Raw genomic sequence first — 18,197 nt, 5'->3', positions numbered from 1 at the left:
CGAGGATGTTCAGTCCCGAAGGCCCCACCCTGCGCGAACTCGCCGTCCAGGCCCTGTCGTCCGTCGAGCGCGGCTACGACCTCCTCGCGCCGAAGTTCGACCACACGCCCTTCCGTACGCCGGACACCGTCCTGGACGCGGTCGCCTCGGCGCTGAAGGAGTCCGGTCCGTACGAGGACGGCCTCGACCTGTGCTGTGGCACGGGCGCGGGGGTCGAGGTCCTGACGACGGTGTGCCGGGGGAGTGTGACGGGCGTCGACTTCAGCGCGGGCATGCTGGCGGAGGCGGCCCGCCGGACCCGCCCGGCGGGCCCCGCGGTGTCCTGGGTGCGCGCGGACGCCCGCGCCCTGCCCTTCACCGCCGCCTTCGACCTCGTCGTCAGCTTCGGCGCCTTCGGGCACTTCCTGCCCCGCGAGCTGCCGGGCCTGTTCGCCCGGGTACGGACCGCGCTGCGGCCGGGCGGCTGCTTCGCGTTCCCCGTCCTGGCCCCGCCGAGGCCGTCGTCACCGGCGTTCTGGGCGCTCCTCGGCTTCGACGCCGTGATGCGGGTGCGCAACGCCGTGTGGCGGCCCCCGTTCGTGATGTACTACCGCGCCTTCCGGCTCGGTGAGGTGCGGCGCGAGCTGGAGCGTGCCGGGTTCCGCGTGGACCTCCGCGCCCTGCCCGCGTTCGGGACGAGGAGCGACGGAAGTCCACGGGTGCGCATGGTCGAGGCGCGCCGGACGGACCGCTGAGCCGGCCCCGGCGGGATCAGCCGGCCGCGGGCAGCGTGAACGCGTAGACCAGCGCCTCCCGCCGGGTGTCCACCACCAGGTCGGTGATCTCCAGGGGGCGCGCGTACTGGTCGTGCACCCGCCTGGTGACCCGCATCGACGGGTCGTCGTCGAGATGCGTGATGCAGTCCCGGTGGTGCAGGGTCAGGCCCGCCCGGCGCATCCAGTCGTAGGCCCGCCGCAGCTCCGCGGAAGCGTCGGAGTCGGCGCGGTCACGGTAACGGCCGAGTTCCTCCACCTCGGCCAGGGCCACCGCGGAGAAGGACGTGACGGCGGTGCGCAGACCGCGTCCGTCGGCGCGGGCGGACTCGTAGCGGTGTACCAGCGTCGGCCGGTGCGGGGCGAGTCCGAGCGCCTCGGCGTGTTCGGGCGGGGGCGTCTCCCAGCTGACGGCCGCCCGGGCCACCGCCGACGGATCGTCCGCGGCTCGCGCGCCCACGGGGAAGGCGAGGAACGACGGGGTGCCGAGCGGCCCGGCCGGCAGGGCGGCGTGGCTGCCCCGCCGGTCGGTCTCGACCAGTCCTTCGCCGCGCAGGACCTCCAGGGCCTGCCGTACGGTCTGTCTGCTGACGCCGAAACGCCCGGCCAGCCGTCGCTCGGCCGGCAGTCGTTCGCCGGGCGCGATGGCGCCCTCGCGCAGCTCGCCGAGCAGTTCCGTGGCGATCCGCCGGTACAACGGCGGGTCGTCGCAGGACGGGTGGACGTGAGGGGTGGTGGGGGTGGTGCTGCGGGCCATGCCGCGCGCCTCCTGTAGGTGACGTGCCGTGGTCGTGCGGACTCGGTGCGCCACCAGATCTAGCATTGGTCTAAACCAGTAGGGAAGGGTGGGCGGCCCGATCGGCCGAAACCGGACCGCCCGCCGCCGTCGCCCCGCCCCCGCCGCGCCGGGGCTCAGAGCGCGCTGTACACGGCGTCCACCAGTGCCGTCTTCCGCGGGTCGTCGGCGATGTGCGGCCCCATGCGGTTCATCACGTATCCCAGCGACACCCCCGCCTCCGGGTCGGCGAGTCCGCAGGAGCCGCCGAAGCCGTCGTGTCCGAAAGCGCGCGGGTTGGGACCGTACGATCCGTTCGGACCGCTGAGCCACAGCCCGAGCCCGATCTCCGTCTCGTGCGCGAACCCGGCCCCCAGTACCAGGTCCCGGCAGGCGCCCTGTCCCTCGCGGACCCGTTCGGCCGCCTCGGGGGAGAGGATCCGGCGCCCGCCGTACGCACCCCGGCCGGCGAAGATCCCGTAGAGCGCGGCCACCGCCCGCGCGGTGCCGTGGCCGTTCGCCGCCGGGATCTCCGCGGCCCGCCACCGCGGCGAGTTCGCCTCGCTCGCGCCCGCCACCGGATTGGTCAGGGCGGCGAGGGCCGCGGGGGCCAACTTGCTGAACACCGCGGCCTGTCCGCCGGCGGAGGTGACCCGCGGATGCACCAGCTCGGCTGCCCGCCCGGCCTCCTTCTCCGGCAGCCCGATCGTGAAGTCGACGCCCAGCGGACCGGTCACCTCCCGGTCCAGGAACGCGCCCGGCAGCAGCCCCGACACCCGCCGCACCAGCTCGCCGACCAGGAAGCCGTAGGTGAGCGCGTGATAGCCGGACCGGGTGCCCGGCTCCCACCAGGGCTCCGTGGCGGCGAGGCGCGCCGTGGTGAACTCCCAGTCGTAGAGCTGCTCGAGCGAGTGCGGCTCGCGCAGCCCGGCCAGGCCCGCCCGGTGGGACAGCAGATGGCGCACCAGGACCCGCTCCTTGCCGGCCGCGCCGAACTCCGGCCAGTACGCGGCCACCGGAGCGTCGAGGTCCAGCGACCCGCGGTCGGCGAGGAGGTGCGCGCACAGCGCCGTCGGGCCCTTCGACGTCGACCACACGTTGACCAGCGTGTCCCGTTCCCACGCGCGGGTGCGTGCCGCGTCCGCCCAGCCGCCCCACAGATCGGCCACCGGCACGCCGTCGACCGTGACGCTCACCGCGGCGCCCAGCTCGCCCCGGTCCCGGAAGTTCTCCTCGAAGGCCGCGCGCAGTGCCGCGAACCGCGGGTCGCAGTGGCCGTGGATCTGTGGCACGTGCTCGGACATGGGGCCTCCGTGGTCCGCCGGAACCCCGGACCGCTACGCCGCGGCCGGGCACCCCGAACATACCGACTGGTCGGACTGGAGGGAAGTGCGCAGGGCGGCGCCCCGGTCACAGGAGGAATGTCCGCCCCGTCGGCTCCTGGTGGCCCTCGGCCGTGTGCCAGTAGCCCCGTGACCCGACCACCGGCCCGGCCTCGTCCAAGCGGACGCACACACGGCCGGCCGGCGTGCCGGCCGCCCCGTCCTCCTCCGGCAGCAGCCGGAACTCGGCCACCGCGACCCGGTCCGCGCCCACCACCGGAGGCGAGAAGCGCACGTCGGTCACCCGTTCCGCCGCGAACGACCAGCACAGACAGGCCGCCGGTTCGGCCCGACCCCGGTGCGGCGCGCGGAACGGCAGCGACCGGTGGACGCAGGTCTCGGCGTACAGCTCCAGCAGGGCCGGCACGTCGTGCGACGCCCAGGCCCGCTCCCACACCCCGACGAACCGCTCGGCGGCGGCCCGTGTGTCCATCCGCAGGGCCTCAGGCGTACGACCGCAGCCAGCGCAGCTTGGCCGCCTCCTGGTAGGGGCCGCCGCCCTCGTGGTCGTTGAAGTCGTACACCTCGATCTCCTTGTCCTCGTGCGCCCACGCGTTGAAGGCGGCGTAGACGGTCGACGGCGGGCAGGTCTGGTCCTCCAGGGCCGCCGAGAACAGGGCGGGGGCCGAGCCCCGGGACGCGAAGTGCACACCGTCGAAGTACGCCAGGGTGCGCAGGGCGTCCTGGGAGCGGCCGCGGTGCGTCTTGAGGAACAGGCCTATCTCGCGGTAGGGGTGACGGTCCGTCAGTACCGCGGCGCGCGGGAAGTCGCACAGGAACGGCACGTCCGGGGCGATGCCCGCCAGATCCGGCACCAGGCCGCCCACGGCGATCGTGATGCCGCCGCCCTGGCTCGCGCCGATCGCCACGGTCCGTGCCGCGTCGGTCAGCGGATGGGAGCGGGCCGCCTCGACCGCGCGCACCGCGTCGGTGAACACCCGGCGGTAGTAGTAGTTCTCCGGGGCGTCGATGCCCCGCGTCATGAAACCGGGGTACGAGGGCGCGCCGCCCACCGGGTCCGCGGTGCCGCCGCCGCCGCCCCAGGCGCTGCCCTGGCCGCGGGTGTCCATGATGAAGTGCGCGCGGCCCGTCGACGCCCACAGCAGGTGCTCGTGCGGCAGCCCGCGTCCACCGCCGTAGCCGACGAACTCGACGACCAGGGGCAGCGGTTCCCCGGTTCCGGCGGGCAGCGTCAGCCAGCCCTTGACGGGGTGCCCGCCGAACCCGGCGAAGGTCACGTCGTACACCTGCACCGTGGTCAGGCCCGTGTCCACCGGCTCGAAACGTGCGTCCAGATCGTGCGCGCGGGCTTCCTGGAGGGTCTTCGACCAGAACGCGTCGAAGTCCTCGGGCTCGACGGACGCGCTGCGGTAGCCGCGGAGCTCGTCGTCGGCCAGGTCGAACAGGGGCATGAAGGACCGCCTTTTGTTAAGTGCCCAGACGAATGATCACACCGTACGTGGGCACCGGGAGGCCTCGCCAGACCCTGGTCAGAGCTTCAGGCGGGCCTGCGGCGGGTCCACTGGGGCTCCGTGCGGGCCCATTCCCGCTCCCACTCGTCCAGCCGGCGCCGCATCGCCACCCGGCGGATCACGGCATGTCCGAGCAGCACCACGCCCGCCGTGCCCCCGGCCGCGCAGGTGCCCATGGCGAGGGCGTGCTGCCACACCATGGTGTCGTTCGGCGGGGGTCCGACGCTCCGGCCCCGGGTGTCGAACCACACGTCCACCCGGTCGCCCGCGCGGGTGCCCGCCGGGACCCGTGCGGTGGCCGTGCGCGGGTGTTCGCCCGGCGGGGTCCACCGCACGGCCACGGGGAACGTCTGCTGTCTGCCGCCCTCCACCGAGGGCATCGTCTCGGGCAGGTGGCCGACGACCTCGACCCGCACCCGGTGGCGTTCGGCCTGCTGCCGGTCCGCGACCGCCTGGGCGTCGGCGTGGGCCCACCGGCCCGCGAAGACCGCGACCAGCGGCACGGCGACCAGCAGCAGCACGGCCACGGCCAGCGCCGTCCACGCCTCCACCGCGTCGGACCGGCGCCGCAGCGGGTTGTCCCGCCCGCGCCGGCCGCGCACCCGGTCTCGCATGTCGACCTCCTCGCCGTCACGCGTACGAGTGCCCACATGAGCGTCATACCCCGTTCGGAGTACATCGTTTCACGCATCGTTCACGTCGGCCCCTCGGCGGCCGGTGGCGCGGGGCACGGCGGGCAAGAGCGCCCCGACGAGGCGGCCGGGGAGGTCAGCCGAAGCGCTCGATCCGGATGCGGTCGACCGGCTGCCCCGCCCGCACCAGCAGCCGTGAGGCGTGCTCGGCGAACGCGTTGGAGCCGCACACGTACGCCTCCCAGCCACCCGTCGGCCCCTCGGCCAGCAGGGGAGCGAGGTGATGTGCCGCGAGCCGCCCCACGGGCACGCCCTCCGGTGCGCTCCGCGTGAACACGGGCAGCGTCTCGGCGCCGTACTCCCGCGCGTAGATCAGCTCTTCCGGGCCGCGCGCGGACACCAGCAGCCGCAGCGGTACGTCGAGGCCGCGCGCCCGGTGGTGGCGCACCATCGACATCAGCGGGACGACCCCGGAACCGGCGCCGATCAGCAGCGCGGGCCGGTCGCCGGGCCAGGCGAAGAAGCCGCTGAGCGGACCCCGCACCTGGACCTCGTCACCCGGCTGCGCCCGGGTGTGGAACCAGCCCGAGACCTCGCCGCCGGACACGTGGTCCAGGGTCAGTTCCAGATGTCCGTCGTCGTCGGGCGCGGAGGCGATCGAGTAGTGCCGTTGCGCGGTGTAGCCGTCGTCGGCGGTCAGCCGCAGCATCAGGTGCTGGCCGGGCAGATGCCCCGCCCAGGCCGGCACCGCGAAGCGGAAGGTGGCCGCCCGCGGGGTCTCGGGGCGGATCTCCGTCAGCGTCGCCGTCTGCCACAGGGCGGCCGCCCGGTTGCTCACGGCGATCCGGCCGGGCACCGCGAACCGGGTCGAAGGCGTGAAGGTCTCAGTCACCGGCGTACCTCTGCTCCTCCCACGGGTTGCCCCGCCCGTGATAGCCGTTCTGCTCCCAGAAGCCCGGCTCGTCGTGGTCGAGAAGCCGCAGGCCCGCGATCCACTTGGCGCTCTTCCAGAAGTACAGGTGCGGCACCAGCAGCCGCGCCGGACCGCCGTGCTCGGCCGCGAGGGGCCTGCCGTCGTACTCCCAGGCGATCCACGCCCGTCCGCCGGTCAGGTCGGACAGCGGCAGATTGGTGGTGTAGCCGGTGTGCGCGTACGCGACGGCGTGGGTGGCGGACGTGTCGGGCCGGACGGCATCGAGGAACGCGTCGAGGGACACCCCCCCGAACCGCACTCCGAACTTGGACCAGCTGGTCACACAGTGGATGTCGCCCTCGTACGCGGACCGCGGCAGCGCGTGCGCCTCGTCCCAGTCCCAGGTGCGGGGCGCCGCCACCAGACCGTCGACGCGGAAGGTCCAGTCCGCGGGCGCGAGGTCGGGCGTGACCTCGGCGGACAGCACGGGCCAGTCGTCGCCCGCGTCGTACTGGCCGGGGGGCAGCCCCGGACGGTGGGCGCGGGGGCGGCCGGTGAAGCCTCGGGTGACGTTCATGCGGTTCCAGCGGGGAGACGGCGGATGTTCACGTAATCCACCGTACGTGCATGTCAGCGGTGCTCCGCACCCGGTCCGCCCGCCGATCATTAAGCCCGTATGAACAGTCCCGCGGGCGGGGAATAGCCGTCGGGCCCCCGGCTCTTGCACGTGTCGTCCCGGATCCAGCGGTCCAGCGGTCCGGTGCCAGCGAAGGAGAGTGGGAGCAATGCCGAAGGCGTACGTCTTCACGCGGTACGGCGGCCCGGAGACCGAGGCCCTCGTCGACCTGGAACGCCCCCGGCCCGGGCCCGGCGAGGTGCTCGTCGCGGTGCGGGCGGCGGGCGTGAACCCCGTCGACTGGAAGCAGCGCACGGGTTACCGGCGCCCCGGCGAGAGCGGTGAGCGCGCCTTCCCCGCGGTCCTGGGCAACGAGGTGGCCGGCGTCGTCGAGGAGACCGGCGAGGCGGTCACCGGGTTCGCGCCCGGCGACGAGGTGTTCGGCACCGCGGTCGCGGGCGGCTACGCCGAGTACGCCCTGCTGGCCGCCGGCATCACCGCGCACAAGCCCGCCGAGCTGTCGTTCACCGATGCCGCGACCCTGCCCGTGGCCGCCGCGACCGCCTACGACGGCGTGCACCAGCTCGCCCTGCCGGCCGGAGCGACGCTCCTGGTCACCGGCGCGGGCGGTGGAGTCGGCGTCGCCGTCGCGCAGATCGCCCGTGCCCGCGGGGTGCGGGTCGTGGGGATCGCGAGCGAGGGCAAGAAGGACTTGCTCGAGTCGCTGGGCGCCGTGCACGTGCCGTCCGGCCCGGACTGGGCGGAAGGCGTGCGGCCGGCCGCCCCGGACGGCGTCGACGGCGTCTTCGACCTCGTCGGCGGCGAGGTGCTGCGGGACGCGGCGGACCTGGTGCGGGACCGCTCCCGGCTGATCACCGCCGGAGCCCCGGCCGACGAGGTCGAGCGGCTGGGCGGCGCCCGGGTGGCGCGCGCCCGCGACGCGGCCGTGCTGCGGGCGGTGGCGGACCTGGTCGTCCGCGGCGACCTGAACCCGCACGTCACCCTGACGTTCCCGCTGGAGCGGGCGGGCGAGGCGCTGCGCGAGGTCGAGAGCGGCCACGCCCGGGGCAAGGTCGTCCTGGAGATCGGAGCGCACGCATGACCACCGTCGAGCCCCGTCGGGTCCCGGGCACCGGAGACGCACAGCCCGTTGGTCCCTCCGACACGTCCGGCGCGGGAACCACGCCCGTCCCGGCGCAGGGAGCTGGTGAGCCCCGCCCGGCTGCGGGGCATGGCGGCCTGCCCGAGGCGCGCGGCACCGAGCCCCGCCACGTCCTGGACAATCCCGCCCTCGCCTCCCTCACCGGTCCGCACGCGCACTTCGCCGAGCGCCGGGGCCGGGTGCTGCGCTACCCCGTCGACGTGTCGCCCTGGCTCGCGCTGCCGGACGAGCCGGACGCGGACGACTGGGCCGATCTCGCGGCGCTCGCCGGTCCCGGCGCGGAGGTCCCGCTGCCCGGCTTCCGCGGTGAGCTCCCGGCCGGGTGGGAGCTGACCCTGCAGATCGAGGGCGTGCAGTTCGTCGACGACGGGCTGGTCGCCGCACCCGAACCCGAGGCGGTCCGGCTCGGCCCCGCCGACGTGCCCGAGATCCTCGACCTGATCGCCCGCACCCAGCCGGGACCGTTCGAGGCCCGGACCATCGAACTCGGCACCTACCTCGGCATACGACGGGACGGCGCCCTGATCGCCATGGCCGGCGAGCGGCTGCATCCGCCGGGCTGGACCGAGATCAGCGCGGTCTGCACCGACCCGGCCTTCCGGGGCGAGGGCCTGGCGACCCGGCTGGTCCTGGCCGTCGCCCACGGCATCCGCGAACGCGGCGAGACGCCCTTCCTGCACACGAGTGCGCGCAACACCGACGCCATCCGCCTCTACGAGTCCCTGGGCTTCCGGCTGCGCCGCCGAACGGCGTTCCTGGCGGCCCGGGTGCCTGAGCGGCTGGGGGAGGGGCGGGAACCGGTCCCGGTGGCGTAGCGGGCCGGCCGGGGGTCAGGGGGCCGCCGGGGGAGACGGTCGGCTCGCGGCGGCGGGCCCGGGCCACGCGTTGTAGCGCACCAGGTACTCCGCGAACCGCTCCAGGTCCGCCTCCGGCCACTGCGCCAGCCGTTCCCGGAAGGCCGTGCGGCGGCTCTCGGTGACCTGGGCGAGGATGCGGCGGCCGGCGGCGGTGAGGTGGAGGAGCTGGACACGGTGGTCCTCGGGGTCCTGGCGCCGCTCGATCAGGTCGGCGCGCTCCAGGGCGCCGACCTGACGGCTGACCGTGGACTTGTCCAGGGCGTAGTGCGCGGCGAGGTCGGTGGCCCGGCAGCCGCCGCTCTCCTCCAGGTGGCCGAGGAGCGTGTAGGACACCAGTGACAGTTCGGGGTGCAGCCGCCCCGCCGAGGCACGGGCCCGCCGGGCGAAGCTCGTCATCTCCCGCTGGATCGTCTCCACGGCCTCGGTTGCTTCCACTGGGCCTCCCTCGTTAGCCTGGTTGCATAGTACAACTTGAAGTGCGAGGGGTCTCCGCGACAGGAACGGCCTCGCCGGCAACGGCATCCGCTCTGTGGGATAAGGTGGCCGTCCGGCTGCGGAGGATCCCAGTCGCGCGAGACCAGGAGGAGGTGAGACCCATTACCGCAGTGTCAGGTCGGGTGCTCTCCTCCCGTGACAGCGTGGATCGCCGCCGGTAGGCGACCGTGAGAGCGCCCTTCGGCTTCCGAAAGGCTCCTCGGCTTCATGCCCCCTCGTTCTCCCGCATCTTCCTCTCCTTCCTCGTCGTCGTCCGCGTCCTCTCCGCCTGCTGTCTCCCGCTCCCCTTCGTCGTCCCGTGACGTCCTGGTCGCCGTGCTGCGGGGCGCCGGTTGTGTGTTCGCCGAGGACGAGGCGGACCTGATCCTCGGCACGGCGCGCACGCCCGACGAGGCCGAGGCCATGGCGGCCCGCCGCGCGGCGGGCCTGCCCCTCGAACATGTCGTCGGCTGGGCCGGGTTCCACGGTCTGCGCGTCACCGTCGAGCCGGGTGTCTTCGTGCCCCGCCGCCGCACCGAGTTCCTCGTCGACCAGGCCCTGGCCGCGGTACCGCACGCCGGCGTCGTCGTCGACCTGTGCTGCGGATCGGGCGCGGTCGGCGCGGCCCTCGCCGCCTCGCTCGGACAGGTCGAGCTGCACGCCGCGGACATCGACGCGGCGGCGGTGGCCTGCGCCCGGCGCAACATCGCCGACTACGGCGGACACGCGCATGCCGGCGACCTGTTCGCGGCCCTTCCCGGACGACTGCGCGGCCGCATAGACATCCTGGCGGCGAACGTGCCCTACGTGCCCAGCGGCGAGGTCCCCCTGCTGCCCGCGGAGGCCCGGGACCACGAGCCGCTCACCGCGCTCGACGGCGGCGGCGACGGACTGGACGTGCTGCGCCGGGTCGCCGCCGAGGCGCCGTCCTGGCTCGCCCCCGGCGGCTGTCTCCTCGTCGAGACCAGCGAGCGCCAGGCCCCGGCCGCCGTCGAGGTGTTCACCCGCAGCGGTCTGACGGTGCGGCTGGCGGACGACGAGGAGCGGTACGCCCACGTGGTCGTCGGCACCAGGGTCAGGTAGCGGCTCCGCCGCCGGTGGGGCCGGGGGAGCGCTGGTCGTCCCCGCGGTCCCGCGGGCCGTGTCCCCGGCCGTCCTCGTGTCCGTCGCCGCCGGGCCGGTCCCCGCCGGGCCGGTCGTCGCCGTCGCGGCCCTCGAAGGTGCCGGACAGGACGCGGTCGGCCGTGTTGGTGTCACCGGAACGGGAGCCGACGACGTACACGGTGTCGCCCTTCTTCAGCGCGTCGGCCCCGGAGCCGGAGGCGCCGTCGGCGGACACGGTCGCGTCGGCCCCCACCGTCCACGTCCACGAGGCGCCGTCCTCGCTCCTGACGGTGACCTGGTCGTCGGCCACCTTCGCCACGGTGCCCCGCTGCCAGACGCGGACGACCCAGTCGCCGGTGCCGGGATCCTTGACGGTCGCCTCACCGTGCGCCGCGTCCCCGCGGAGCCCGGACCACGGGCCGCCGTGACCGTGCCGCCCGCCGGGCCCCTCCGAGGAGGACGCGGACGGGGACGCCGACGGCGAGCCGCCCCCGGAGTCGCCCGAGGTCGCCGCGTACGCGACGGTGCCGCCGAGCGTCAGGACGGCGACGGTGGTGGCCGCGATCACCGCCCGCCCGCGGGCCGACCGGCGTCGCCACAGCGTGCGCAGGTCCACGCGGTCCCGTTCCCCGCCGACCGGTCCCGAGAGCAGTTCGACGTCTTGCGGCCCTTCCGGCCTCTCCGGCTCCTGCATCACGGCTCACTCTCCTCGGCCACGACGGCGGCACCTCTGCCACACCTCACTGTGATTGTCCGAGGCGCCCGGTAAGGAAGCGATAACAAAAACCTGTGAATCGGACGTACGGCGCCGCTCACTCGTCGGCCCGCGCACGTGCCAGCAGCAGAGCCACGTCGTCGTGGTTGTCGGGGTGGTGCAACGCGCTCAGCAGCAGGTCGCACACCTCCTCCAGCGGCCGTGCCGGATCGTCGAGCAGCGCCAGCAACGCGTCCAGACGTTCGTCGAGCGAATGGGTGCGGGTCTCCACCAGGCCGTCCGTGTACAACACGAGCTGGTCGCCGGGAGCGAAGTCGACATCCGTCGTGGAGAACGGCACCCCGCCCACGCCCAGCGGCGCACCGGTGGGCAGGTCGAGCAGCTCCGGCGGACGGCCCGGGCGGATGTGCACCGGTGGCAGATGCCCGGCGTTGGCGATCCGGCACCTGCCCAGCCGGGGGTCGTGCACGACGTACACGCACGTGGCGATGGAGTGGTCCAGGCCCTGCGTGATCCGGTCCAGGTGTTCCAGGAGGACCGCCGGATCGAGGTCGAGGGAGGCCAGCGTGGTCGTCGCGGTGCGCAGCCGGCCCATCGTGGCGGCGGCGTCGATTCCGCTGCCCATCACGTCACCGACGACGAGCGCCGTCTTGCCGTCGGGAAGCGGGATGACGTCGAACCAGTCGCCGCCGACCTCCGTGGTGGCGCCCGCGGGCTGGTAGCGCGAAGCGACCTCGAGGCCGCCGGTGACGGGCGGGTGGCTCGGCAGCAGGCTGCGCTGGAGGGTCAGCGCGGTGGTGCGGGCGCTCTGGTACCAGCGGGCGTTGTCGATCTGGATGGCCGCCCGGGCCGCCAGCTCACGCGCGAGCAGCAGGTCGTCACGGCCGAACGGCAGCGGATTGCGGGTCCGTTTCAGGTCGAGGGCGCCCAGCACCTCGCCCCGCGCGATGAGCGGCACGGCCAGATAGGAGTGCACACCGGCCCGTGCCAGCAGGGCGGCCGCCTCCGGAGAGTGGGCTATGCGCCCGAGATCCTCGTCCTTGACCTGGGCCACCATGACCGGCAGGCCCGAGCGTACGCACTCGGTGACGAGCCGGTCGGGCGCGTAGCGGGCCACCTGGCCGGGCTGGTCGGCCGCCCGCAGGGCGTCGGGCTCGTCGGCGGCGCGCACCGCGAGGGCACGGATCACGGCCGATTCGGCGGGGCCGAGGCTGGTGCGGCGGCCTGACATGACCGCGTCGAGCAGATCCACCGCGGCCACGTCCGCCAGTTCCGGCACGGCCACGTCGGCCAGTTCGAAGGCGGTGCGCTCCAGGTCGAGGGTGGTGCCGATCCGGGCGGAGGCGTCCGCGATCACCGCCAGCCGGCGGCGCGCCGCTTCGGCCTCGACGGCCGCCCGGTGCCGGTCGGTCACGTCGGCCACCGAGACGGCGACGCCCAGCACGGTGCCGCGGGCGTCCTCCAGGCGGTACAGCGAGAGGGACCAGGTGTGGTCCTCGTCCGGGTCGGCGGGGGTGCGGCCGACGGTGGACCGGTCGAGGAGCGGCTCCCCGGTGCGCAGCACCTGGCGCACCGCTGCCTCCAGCGCCTCCGCGTCCAGCCGGGGCAGCACCTCGTGGATCGTCCGGCCGAGGTGATCGGCGGCCGGAACGCCGTTGATCCGCTCCAGCGCCGGGTTGACCGAGACGTATCGCAGGTCGGTGTCCAGGACGGCGAGGCCGGTGGGGGACTGCGCGACCATCCGCGTCGACAGCGCCAGGTCCCGTTCGAGGCGGCGCACCGTCGTCCGGTCGGTGGCGAGGCCCAGGGCGTAGACGTCGCCCCGGTCGTCCATGAGGCGCATGTTGCGGAACTCCACCAACCGGGTGGTGCCGTCCTTGCGCCGGATCGGGAACGCCCCCGCCCAGCTCTCGCCGGTGGCCATCACGTCGGCGAAGAGCTGCACGACGAGATCGACGTGCCGTTCGTGGACCATCACATGGGCCGCGTACCGCCCCAGAGCCTCGTTGGCCGAGTACCCGAACAGCTCCTCGGCCTGGGGGCTCCACAGGGCGATACGCCCCTGGGTGTCGAGCACCACGGAAGCCACGTTGAGCACGTCCAGCAGGCCGCTGGGCGCGGTCGGGCCGCCGTCCTCAGCCGCGGACGATCCGGCTTGGTTCATGCCACGCACCGCCTCCGCGTATCGATGCGGCACGCCGTCCCCCGTGCCGACTCCCCTGTTCTACCGTGCTCAACCCTTTTCTCCCACGCCTGTGGCGCCCTTCTTCATGCTCCTCCAGTACGGCGTCGCGCGCCGTTCTCCTCAAGGTCCGCACCCGTCCATGAAATTGGTCTGTACATGACCATCAGGCCGGGCCAGACTGTCCGCCGAGCGCGCCCACCCCCCTCGACGAGGAGTCCCATGCCCCTGCGTCCTGTCCGCCGCCGTCGCACCACGGCCGGCGCCGTCCGCGCCGCCCTCCTGGCGCTGGCCGTGGCAACGGTCACCGTCCTCTCCGCGGCTCCGCCCGCCGCCGCCGCCGACACGTGGACCGAGGTCGGCTCCGACCGCGCCGACCCGCTGACCGAGAGTCAGGGCCTGGCGTCGGTCGAGGTCCCGGCGGGCAGCGCCAACCGCTACACCGGCATCGGCACCATCCCGTTCTCCGTCTCCACCCGGGGCTGGAACCATGTCGGGGACCCCGACGCCTCCTACGACGGTTACTACGTCGAGCCGTACCAGAGCGACTCGAACAACGCGAAGATGTACCGCGTACAGGCGCCCGGCGGAGCATGGTCGGAGTACGTCCACGCGCTCGGCTCCGGTGAGGCCCTGAACAACTCCTGGGCGGCGATCACCCCGAACAGCCAGTGGATGCTGTCCGGCGAGTGGGGCACCATGACGCGGTTCCTCGTCTTCCCGACCCCCGGCGCCAACCGCGCCACCTCGCCCTCCGCGAACCTGCCGCAGGTGTCGACCGTCCTCCTCGACCACGCCGTGCGCGATGTCCAGGGCTGCGACTTCACCGGCCCGACCACCCTGCTGTGCGCCTCGGACGACCCTGCGGGCACCCTCTTCGGCATCACCAAGCCGCTCCTCCAGATCGACCTGTCCGCCGAACCCAATGGCGCCTCCGACGTCACCGGGCATGTCACCGCCCTGCGCCGGCTGCCGTTGCGCAGCTCCTGTTCGGGGACGTTCGAGGCGGAGGGCATCGACTACGACCGCCGTTCGGGCACCCTGCGGGTGATCGTCGTCTCGCCCGGCTTCTGCGTGCTGACCGACAGCAAGACCTACCGCCTCACCCGGAGCTGACCCGGGCCGTCCGCGTCTTCGGCGACCCTCCCGTCGCTGGTCCCACTCGGAAAGTGATGCTTTTCTGGGGGTGTGGCGCGATGCGCGGGGAACCCGCACCTCCGCGTCACATCCCACGAGAGGAGCGATCACGATGGATCGCGAACGACCGCACGATGAGTCCGTCTCCGTCGAGATCAGCGGATGCAGCAAGGAGGACGCCCGCATCGTCTTCGACACGCTGAACGAGTGCTTCGAGTCGGACCGCGGCATCGACGAGGCGCCGCAGCAGCTCCACGAGAGCCGCCCGATGGTGTGGCTCGGCACCTTCGAGGTCACCGAGGCGCGCGCCTGTGCCCGGCCGGCCCGGCTCTCTTCCTCCGTCGAGGCCGACGCCCAGGGCGGCTACTGGGCGATCGAGCGGCTCCGCTCCACGCTCGACTCGGTCTTCACGGTGCGCGACCTCTCCTCGGCCTCCGGGGACCAGGAGCGGGAGCTGCACGTTTTGCTGGAGAGCCGGTGAGACGGCGCCGCCGGTGACCTGCGGCACATGACGCCCCTACCGTTGTGCAACTAGTTGCATAAACCGTGCGCGGTCCTCTAGAACTGGAGGGAAGACACCGCGCACGGAGGGCTGTCATGAGCCGTTACCCGCACCTGCTGAGCCCGCTCGACCTGGGCTTCACCACGCTGCCCAACCGCGTCCTGATGGGCTCGATGCACGTCGGCCTCGAGGAGGCCGAGCGCGGTTTCGAGCGCATGGCGGCGTTCTACGCCGCCCGGGCGCGCGGGGGAGTGGGCCTCATCGTCACCGGCGGCATCGCCCCCAACGACGAGGGCCGGCCCTACGAGGGGGGCGCGAAGCTCACCACGGAGGCGGAGGCCGAGCAGCACCGGGTGATCACCGACGCCGTGCACCGCGAGGGCGGCCGCATCGCGATGCAGATCCTGCACTTCGGCCGGTACGCCTACCACCGGGACCTGGTCGCCCCCAGCCCGCTCCAGGCGCCGATCAGCCCCTTCCCGCCCCGCGAGCTGAGCGACGCCGACGTGGAGCGCACGATCGACGACTACGTCCGCGCCGCCCGCCTCGCCCGGCAGGCCGGTTACGACGGCGTCGAGATCATGGGCTCCGAGGGCTACCTCGTCAACGAGTTCATCGCCGCCCCGACCAACCACCGCACCGACCGCTGGGGCGGCTCGTACGAGAACCGCACGCGCTTCCCCCTCGAGATCGTGCGGCGCGTACGCGAGGCGGTCGGCGAGGACTTCATCGTCATCTACCGGCTGTCCATGCTGGACCTGGTGCCCGGCGGCTCGACCTTCGACGAGGTCGTCACCCTGGCGAAGGCCGTCGAGTCGGCCGGCGCCACCATCATCAACACCGGCATCGGCTGGCACGAGGCGCGCATCCCCACCATCGCCACCTCCGTGCCGCGCGGCGCCTACACCTGGGTGACGAAGAAGCTCATGGGCGCGGTCTCCGTGCCGCTCGTCACCACCAACCGCATCAACACCCCCGAACTCGCCGAGGAACTGCTCGCGGACGGCTGCGCGGACATGGTCTCGCTGGCCCGCCCGATGCTCGCCGACCCCGAGTTCGTGGCCAAGGCCGCGGCGGACCGCCCCGAGGCCATCAACACCTGCATCGGCTGCAACCAGGCCTGCCTCGACCACACCTTCAGCGGGAAGATCACCTCCTGCCTCGTCAATCCGCGCGCCTGTCACGAGACCGAGCTGATCCTCGCCCCGACCCGGCTGCGCAAGCGGGTCGCGGTGGTGGGCGCCGGCCCGGCGGGCCTGGCCTGCGCCGTGAGCGCCGCCGAACGCGGCCATGACGTCACCCTCTTCGACGCCGCGAGCGAGATCGGCGGCCAGCTCAACGTGGCCCGCAAGGTCCCCGGCAAGCAGGAGTTCGACGAGACGCTGCGCTACTTCCGCCACCAGCTCGACGCGCACGGCGTGGACGTACGGCTCGACTCACCCGTGGGCGCGGCGGACCTGGCCGACTACGACGAGGTCGTCGTCGCCACCGGCGTCAGCCCCCGTACCCCCGACATCCCCGGCGTCGACCACCCGAGCGTCGTCGGCTACCTCGACGTGCTGCGCGACGGCGCGCCCGTCGGCGACCGGGTCGCGATCCTCGGCGCGGGCGGCATCGGCTTCGACGTCGCCGAGTTCCTCACCGACGGCGGCGACAAGGCGAGCGAGGACCCGGCCACCTACTTCCGCCAGTGGGGCGTCGACATGGACTACCAGGGTCCCGGCGGTCTCGCGGCCCCCGAGCGCCCCGCCCCGCCCCGCACGGTCCACCTCCTCCAGCGCAAGACCGGCAAGGTCGGTGCGGGCCTCGGCAAGACCACCGGCTGGATCCACCGCGCCGAGCTCAAGCACCGGGGCGTCACCATGGTCCCCGGCGTGCGCTACGACCGGATCGACGACGCCGGGCTGCACCTCACCGTGAGCGAGCGGAGCATGCTGCTCGAGGTCGACACCATCGTGCTGTGCACGGGTCAGGACCCGCGCCGGGACCTGTACGAGGAACTGCTCGCCGCCGGTGGGAAGGTGCACCTCATCGGGGGCGCCGACGTCGCCGCTGAACTGGACGCCAAGCGCGCCATCCAGCAGGGCACGGAACTGGCGGCGGCGCTGTAGGACCGGTCCGGCGCCTCCCTAGGATGACCGCATGTCACTCCCGCACGCGATCCTCACCGCCCTGCTCGAGAGGCCCTCGTCGGGGCTGGATCTGACCCGCCGGTTCGACCGGTCGATCGGCTACTTCTGGTCGGCCACGCACCAGCAGATCTATCGCGAGCTGGGAAGACTGGAGTCCGAGGGGCACATCCGGGCCCTGCCCGCGCAGGCGCCGGCCCGCGGGCAGAAGAAGGCGTACGAGGTCCTGCCCGCGGGACGTGCCGAACTCGCCCGGTGGACGGCGGCCGCCCAGGACCCGAAGCCGCACCGCGACGCCATGCTGCTGCGGCTGCGCGCCGCGGCGGTCGTCGGCACCGCGGGGCTCGAGGCCGACCTGCGCCGCCATCTCGACCTGCACCGCAGGCAGTTGGCCGAGTACGAGGAGATCGAGAAGCGCGACTTCCCGCCCGGCGACGACAGCGCGCAGGCCAGGCTGCAGCACCTGGTCCTGCGCGCGGGCATCGAGCTGGAGACGTTCTGGACCCAGTGGCTCACCGAGGCCATCGAGGAGCTGCCCGTGGTGGGGGACGGGACCGCCTAGAGCCGGTACGGCTTCGAGCGGCGGCGCAGGAACCAGGCCGCCGCGATGACACCCGTCCCCACCAGCGCCCCGCCGACCCCCATGGCCACGGGGCCGAAGTCGCGGGCCGCGCCGCCGAGGCCTCCCATGACGCCCCGTGAGGGCGACGGGGTGGGCGTCGTCGAGACTCTCGGGGAGGCCGGCGTCGACACGATCACCGACTGGGTGCCGGCGGTGCTGCCGTTGGAGCACATGACGACCACGGTGTACGTGCCCGGAGAGACGCCGGACCAGGCGGCGGACTGGCCGGCGGCCGTCCCGGACAGGGCGACCTGTCGCCCCTGGGCGAAAGTCGCCTGGGCGCTGCCGAGCAGCGCCGCCGTGCCCCAGCTGCCGTTGATCTGGGCGCACGCGCTGGTCGAGACCGACACCGTGGAGCCGGTCGTACTCACGGAGATGCCCGTGGCCCGTGCCACGGCCGGCTGGGCGGTGAGGGCGAGCGGCAGAGCGGCGGCGGCCGCCACGGTCAGCCCTGAGCGGACGAGGAGACGGGAATTGCGCATCGGATGTCCTCCGGCGGCGGCACGGTTGGCGGTACATCCCTTGCGCCGCCGAAGGTCGGGTACGCCCGTGCTGCCTCAGGGGCAGCCAACGCTGCCCGGCCCCGTCCCGCATGCGGACGGCCACCGGCCAGGTGACGGATTACTTCGGACGGCCCAAACCGGCCCCCCGTGACGTGTCCTGCCCGATGGCCGCCGGGCGGCTCGCCCGGCGGCCGCCCGGCGGCCGGACCCGCGCCCGCCCGGGGTACGGACCGGCGGCCGGACCCGCGCCCGCCCGGGGTACGGACCG

The 18,197-nt window shown here is 73.8% G+C and carries 19 protein-coding genes; 8 read left to right on the top strand and 11 right to left on the bottom strand.

The features are described 5' to 3' along the window. The first annotated feature begins 5 nt into the window (after window positions 1-5). Window positions 6-734, top strand: a complete 729-nt coding sequence (locus tag QF030_RS06660) for a class I SAM-dependent methyltransferase (RefSeq protein ID WP_307161714.1) — start codon at window positions 6-8, stop codon at window positions 732-734. Between the two features lie 16 nt (window positions 735-750). On the opposite strand, the gene QF030_RS06655 is transcribed toward QF030_RS06660, so the two are convergent. From QF030_RS06655 to QF030_RS06625, 7 genes are all read right to left on the bottom strand, one after another. Next, window positions 751-1,509 (bottom strand): GntR family transcriptional regulator, encoded by a 759-nt coding sequence (locus QF030_RS06655; RefSeq protein ID WP_307161713.1) that lies wholly within the window; start codon window positions 1,507-1,509, stop codon window positions 751-753. 155 nt (window positions 1,510-1,664) lie between these two features. Next, the gene (locus QF030_RS06650) at window positions 1,665-2,831 is read right to left on the bottom strand and encodes a serine hydrolase domain-containing protein (RefSeq protein WP_307161712.1); all 1,167 of its coding nucleotides are present in this window, start codon (window positions 2,829-2,831) and stop codon (window positions 1,665-1,667) included. Between the two features lie 106 nt (window positions 2,832-2,937). Then, a complete protein-coding gene (locus tag QF030_RS06645) occupies window positions 2,938-3,342 on the bottom strand; it encodes a nuclear transport factor 2 family protein (RefSeq protein ID WP_307161711.1) in 405 nt (134 codons plus the stop codon). 10 nt (window positions 3,343-3,352) lie between these two features. Then, the gene (locus QF030_RS06640; RefSeq protein WP_307161709.1) at window positions 3,353-4,321 is read right to left on the bottom strand and encodes an acetylxylan esterase; all 969 of its coding nucleotides are present in this window, start codon (window positions 4,319-4,321) and stop codon (window positions 3,353-3,355) included. 86 nt (window positions 4,322-4,407) lie between these two features. Continuing rightward, complete coding sequence (locus tag QF030_RS06635; protein ID WP_307161708.1) at window positions 4,408-4,995, bottom strand: Rv1733c family protein; 588 nt, start codon at window positions 4,993-4,995, stop codon at window positions 4,408-4,410. A 154-nt stretch (window positions 4,996-5,149) separates the two neighbouring features. Continuing rightward, the gene (locus QF030_RS06630) at window positions 5,150-5,905 is read right to left on the bottom strand and encodes a ferredoxin reductase (RefSeq protein ID WP_307161707.1); all 756 of its coding nucleotides are present in this window, start codon (window positions 5,903-5,905) and stop codon (window positions 5,150-5,152) included. Further along, complete coding sequence (locus tag QF030_RS06625) at window positions 5,898-6,503, bottom strand: sulfite oxidase-like oxidoreductase (protein WP_307161706.1); 606 nt, start codon at window positions 6,501-6,503, stop codon at window positions 5,898-5,900. The genes QF030_RS06630 and QF030_RS06625 overlap by 8 nt, the downstream gene beginning before the upstream one ends. A 208-nt stretch (window positions 6,504-6,711) precedes the next feature. Here QF030_RS06625 and QF030_RS06620 point away from each other — a divergent pair, with 208 nt between their 5' ends. Continuing rightward, complete coding sequence (locus QF030_RS06620; RefSeq protein ID WP_307161705.1) at window positions 6,712-7,644, top strand: NADP-dependent oxidoreductase; 933 nt, start codon at window positions 6,712-6,714, stop codon at window positions 7,642-7,644. Further along, complete coding sequence (locus QF030_RS06615; protein ID WP_307161704.1) at window positions 7,641-8,519, top strand: GNAT family N-acetyltransferase; 879 nt, start codon at window positions 7,641-7,643, stop codon at window positions 8,517-8,519. The genes QF030_RS06620 and QF030_RS06615 overlap by 4 nt, the downstream gene beginning before the upstream one ends. Window positions 8,520-8,534: 15 nt before the next feature. Here QF030_RS06615 and QF030_RS06610 read toward each other — a convergent pair whose 3' ends face one another. Further along, window positions 8,535-8,996: a MarR family winged helix-turn-helix transcriptional regulator gene (locus QF030_RS06610; RefSeq protein WP_307161703.1), complete on the bottom strand. Its 462-nt coding sequence runs from the start codon at window positions 8,994-8,996 to the stop codon at window positions 8,535-8,537. 267 nt (window positions 8,997-9,263) lie between these two features. Between QF030_RS06610 and QF030_RS06605 the strand changes: the two genes are divergently transcribed. Then, window positions 9,264-10,118 carry a putative protein N(5)-glutamine methyltransferase gene (locus tag QF030_RS06605; protein WP_307161702.1) on the top strand — a complete coding sequence of 285 codons (855 nt, stop codon included), beginning with the start codon at window positions 9,264-9,266 and terminating at the stop codon, window positions 10,116-10,118. Here QF030_RS06605 and QF030_RS06600 read toward each other — a convergent pair. Further along, window positions 10,111-10,833: a hypothetical protein gene (locus QF030_RS06600; RefSeq protein ID WP_307161701.1), complete on the bottom strand. Its 723-nt coding sequence runs from the start codon at window positions 10,831-10,833 to the stop codon at window positions 10,111-10,113. The two genes, QF030_RS06605 and QF030_RS06600, sit on opposite strands and share 8 nt — an antisense overlap. Window positions 10,834-10,951: 118 nt before the next feature. Further along, window positions 10,952-13,018 (bottom strand): SpoIIE family protein phosphatase, encoded by a 2,067-nt coding sequence (locus QF030_RS06595; RefSeq protein WP_307161700.1) that lies wholly within the window; start codon window positions 13,016-13,018, stop codon window positions 10,952-10,954. Between the two features lie 240 nt (window positions 13,019-13,258). On the opposite strand from QF030_RS06595, the gene QF030_RS06590 reads away from it, so the two are divergent. The 4 genes from QF030_RS06590 (at window position 13,259) to QF030_RS06575 (ending at window position 17,366) form a co-directional block, all read left to right on the top strand. Further along, window positions 13,259-14,152, top strand: coding sequence for a hypothetical protein (locus tag QF030_RS06590; protein WP_307161699.1), 894 nt, complete (start codon window positions 13,259-13,261; stop codon window positions 14,150-14,152). 133 nt (window positions 14,153-14,285) lie between these two features. Next, window positions 14,286-14,654 (top strand): hypothetical protein, encoded by a 369-nt coding sequence (locus tag QF030_RS06585; protein ID WP_307161698.1) that lies wholly within the window; start codon window positions 14,286-14,288, stop codon window positions 14,652-14,654. Between the two features lie 116 nt (window positions 14,655-14,770). Next, window positions 14,771-16,786 carry an NADPH-dependent 2,4-dienoyl-CoA reductase gene (locus QF030_RS06580; protein ID WP_307161697.1) on the top strand — a complete coding sequence of 672 codons (2,016 nt, stop codon included), beginning with the start codon at window positions 14,771-14,773 and terminating at the stop codon, window positions 16,784-16,786. A gap of 31 nt (window positions 16,787-16,817) precedes the next feature. Beyond that, window positions 16,818-17,366: a PadR family transcriptional regulator gene (locus QF030_RS06575; protein WP_307161696.1), complete on the top strand. Its 549-nt coding sequence runs from the start codon at window positions 16,818-16,820 to the stop codon at window positions 17,364-17,366. Here the strand turns inward: QF030_RS06575 and QF030_RS06570 are convergent. Next, complete coding sequence (locus QF030_RS06570; protein ID WP_307161695.1) at window positions 17,363-17,908, bottom strand: hypothetical protein; 546 nt, start codon at window positions 17,906-17,908, stop codon at window positions 17,363-17,365. The two genes, QF030_RS06575 and QF030_RS06570, sit on opposite strands and share 4 nt — an antisense overlap. Window positions 17,909-18,197: the final 289 nt, after the last annotated feature.

Origin of the sequence: Streptomyces rishiriensis (genome assembly GCF_030815485.1) — a bacterium.
GTDB lineage: Bacteria > Actinomycetota > Actinomycetes > Streptomycetales > Streptomycetaceae > Streptomyces > Streptomyces rishiriensis_A.
This window is presented reverse-complemented; position numbering and strand designations above follow the sequence as displayed.

Coding starts and splice junctions, on each gene's coding strand:
- QF030_RS06660 (WP_307161714.1), top strand. CDS start 6: ATGTTCAGTCCCGAAGGCCCCACCCTGCGCGAACTCGCCGTCCAGGCC.
- QF030_RS06655 (WP_307161713.1), bottom strand. CDS start 1,509: ATGGCCCGCAGCACCACCCCCACCACCCCTCACGTCCACCCGTCCTGC.
- QF030_RS06650 (WP_307161712.1), bottom strand. CDS start 2,831: ATGTCCGAGCACGTGCCACAGATCCACGGCCACTGCGACCCGCGGTTC.
- QF030_RS06645 (WP_307161711.1), bottom strand. CDS start 3,342: ATGGACACACGGGCCGCCGCCGAGCGGTTCGTCGGGGTGTGGGAGCGG.
- QF030_RS06640 (WP_307161709.1), bottom strand. CDS start 4,321: ATGCCCCTGTTCGACCTGGCCGACGACGAGCTCCGCGGCTACCGCAGC.
- QF030_RS06635 (WP_307161708.1), bottom strand. CDS start 4,995: ATGCGAGACCGGGTGCGCGGCCGGCGCGGGCGGGACAACCCGCTGCGG.
- QF030_RS06625 (WP_307161706.1), bottom strand. CDS start 6,503: ATGAACGTCACCCGAGGCTTCACCGGCCGCCCCCGCGCCCACCGTCCG.
- QF030_RS06620 (WP_307161705.1), top strand. CDS start 6,712: ATGCCGAAGGCGTACGTCTTCACGCGGTACGGCGGCCCGGAGACCGAG.
- QF030_RS06615 (WP_307161704.1), top strand. CDS start 7,641: ATGACCACCGTCGAGCCCCGTCGGGTCCCGGGCACCGGAGACGCACAG.
- QF030_RS06605 (WP_307161702.1), top strand. CDS start 9,264: ATGCCCCCTCGTTCTCCCGCATCTTCCTCTCCTTCCTCGTCGTCGTCC.
- QF030_RS06600 (WP_307161701.1), bottom strand. CDS start 10,833: ATGCAGGAGCCGGAGAGGCCGGAAGGGCCGCAAGACGTCGAACTGCTC.
- QF030_RS06595 (WP_307161700.1), bottom strand. CDS start 13,018: ATGAACCAAGCCGGATCGTCCGCGGCTGAGGACGGCGGCCCGACCGCG.
- QF030_RS06590 (WP_307161699.1), top strand. CDS start 13,259: ATGCCCCTGCGTCCTGTCCGCCGCCGTCGCACCACGGCCGGCGCCGTC.
- QF030_RS06585 (WP_307161698.1), top strand. CDS start 14,286: ATGGATCGCGAACGACCGCACGATGAGTCCGTCTCCGTCGAGATCAGC.
- QF030_RS06580 (WP_307161697.1), top strand. CDS start 14,771: ATGAGCCGTTACCCGCACCTGCTGAGCCCGCTCGACCTGGGCTTCACC.
- QF030_RS06575 (WP_307161696.1), top strand. CDS start 16,818: ATGTCACTCCCGCACGCGATCCTCACCGCCCTGCTCGAGAGGCCCTCG.
- QF030_RS06570 (WP_307161695.1), bottom strand. CDS start 17,908: ATGCGCAATTCCCGTCTCCTCGTCCGCTCAGGGCTGACCGTGGCGGCC.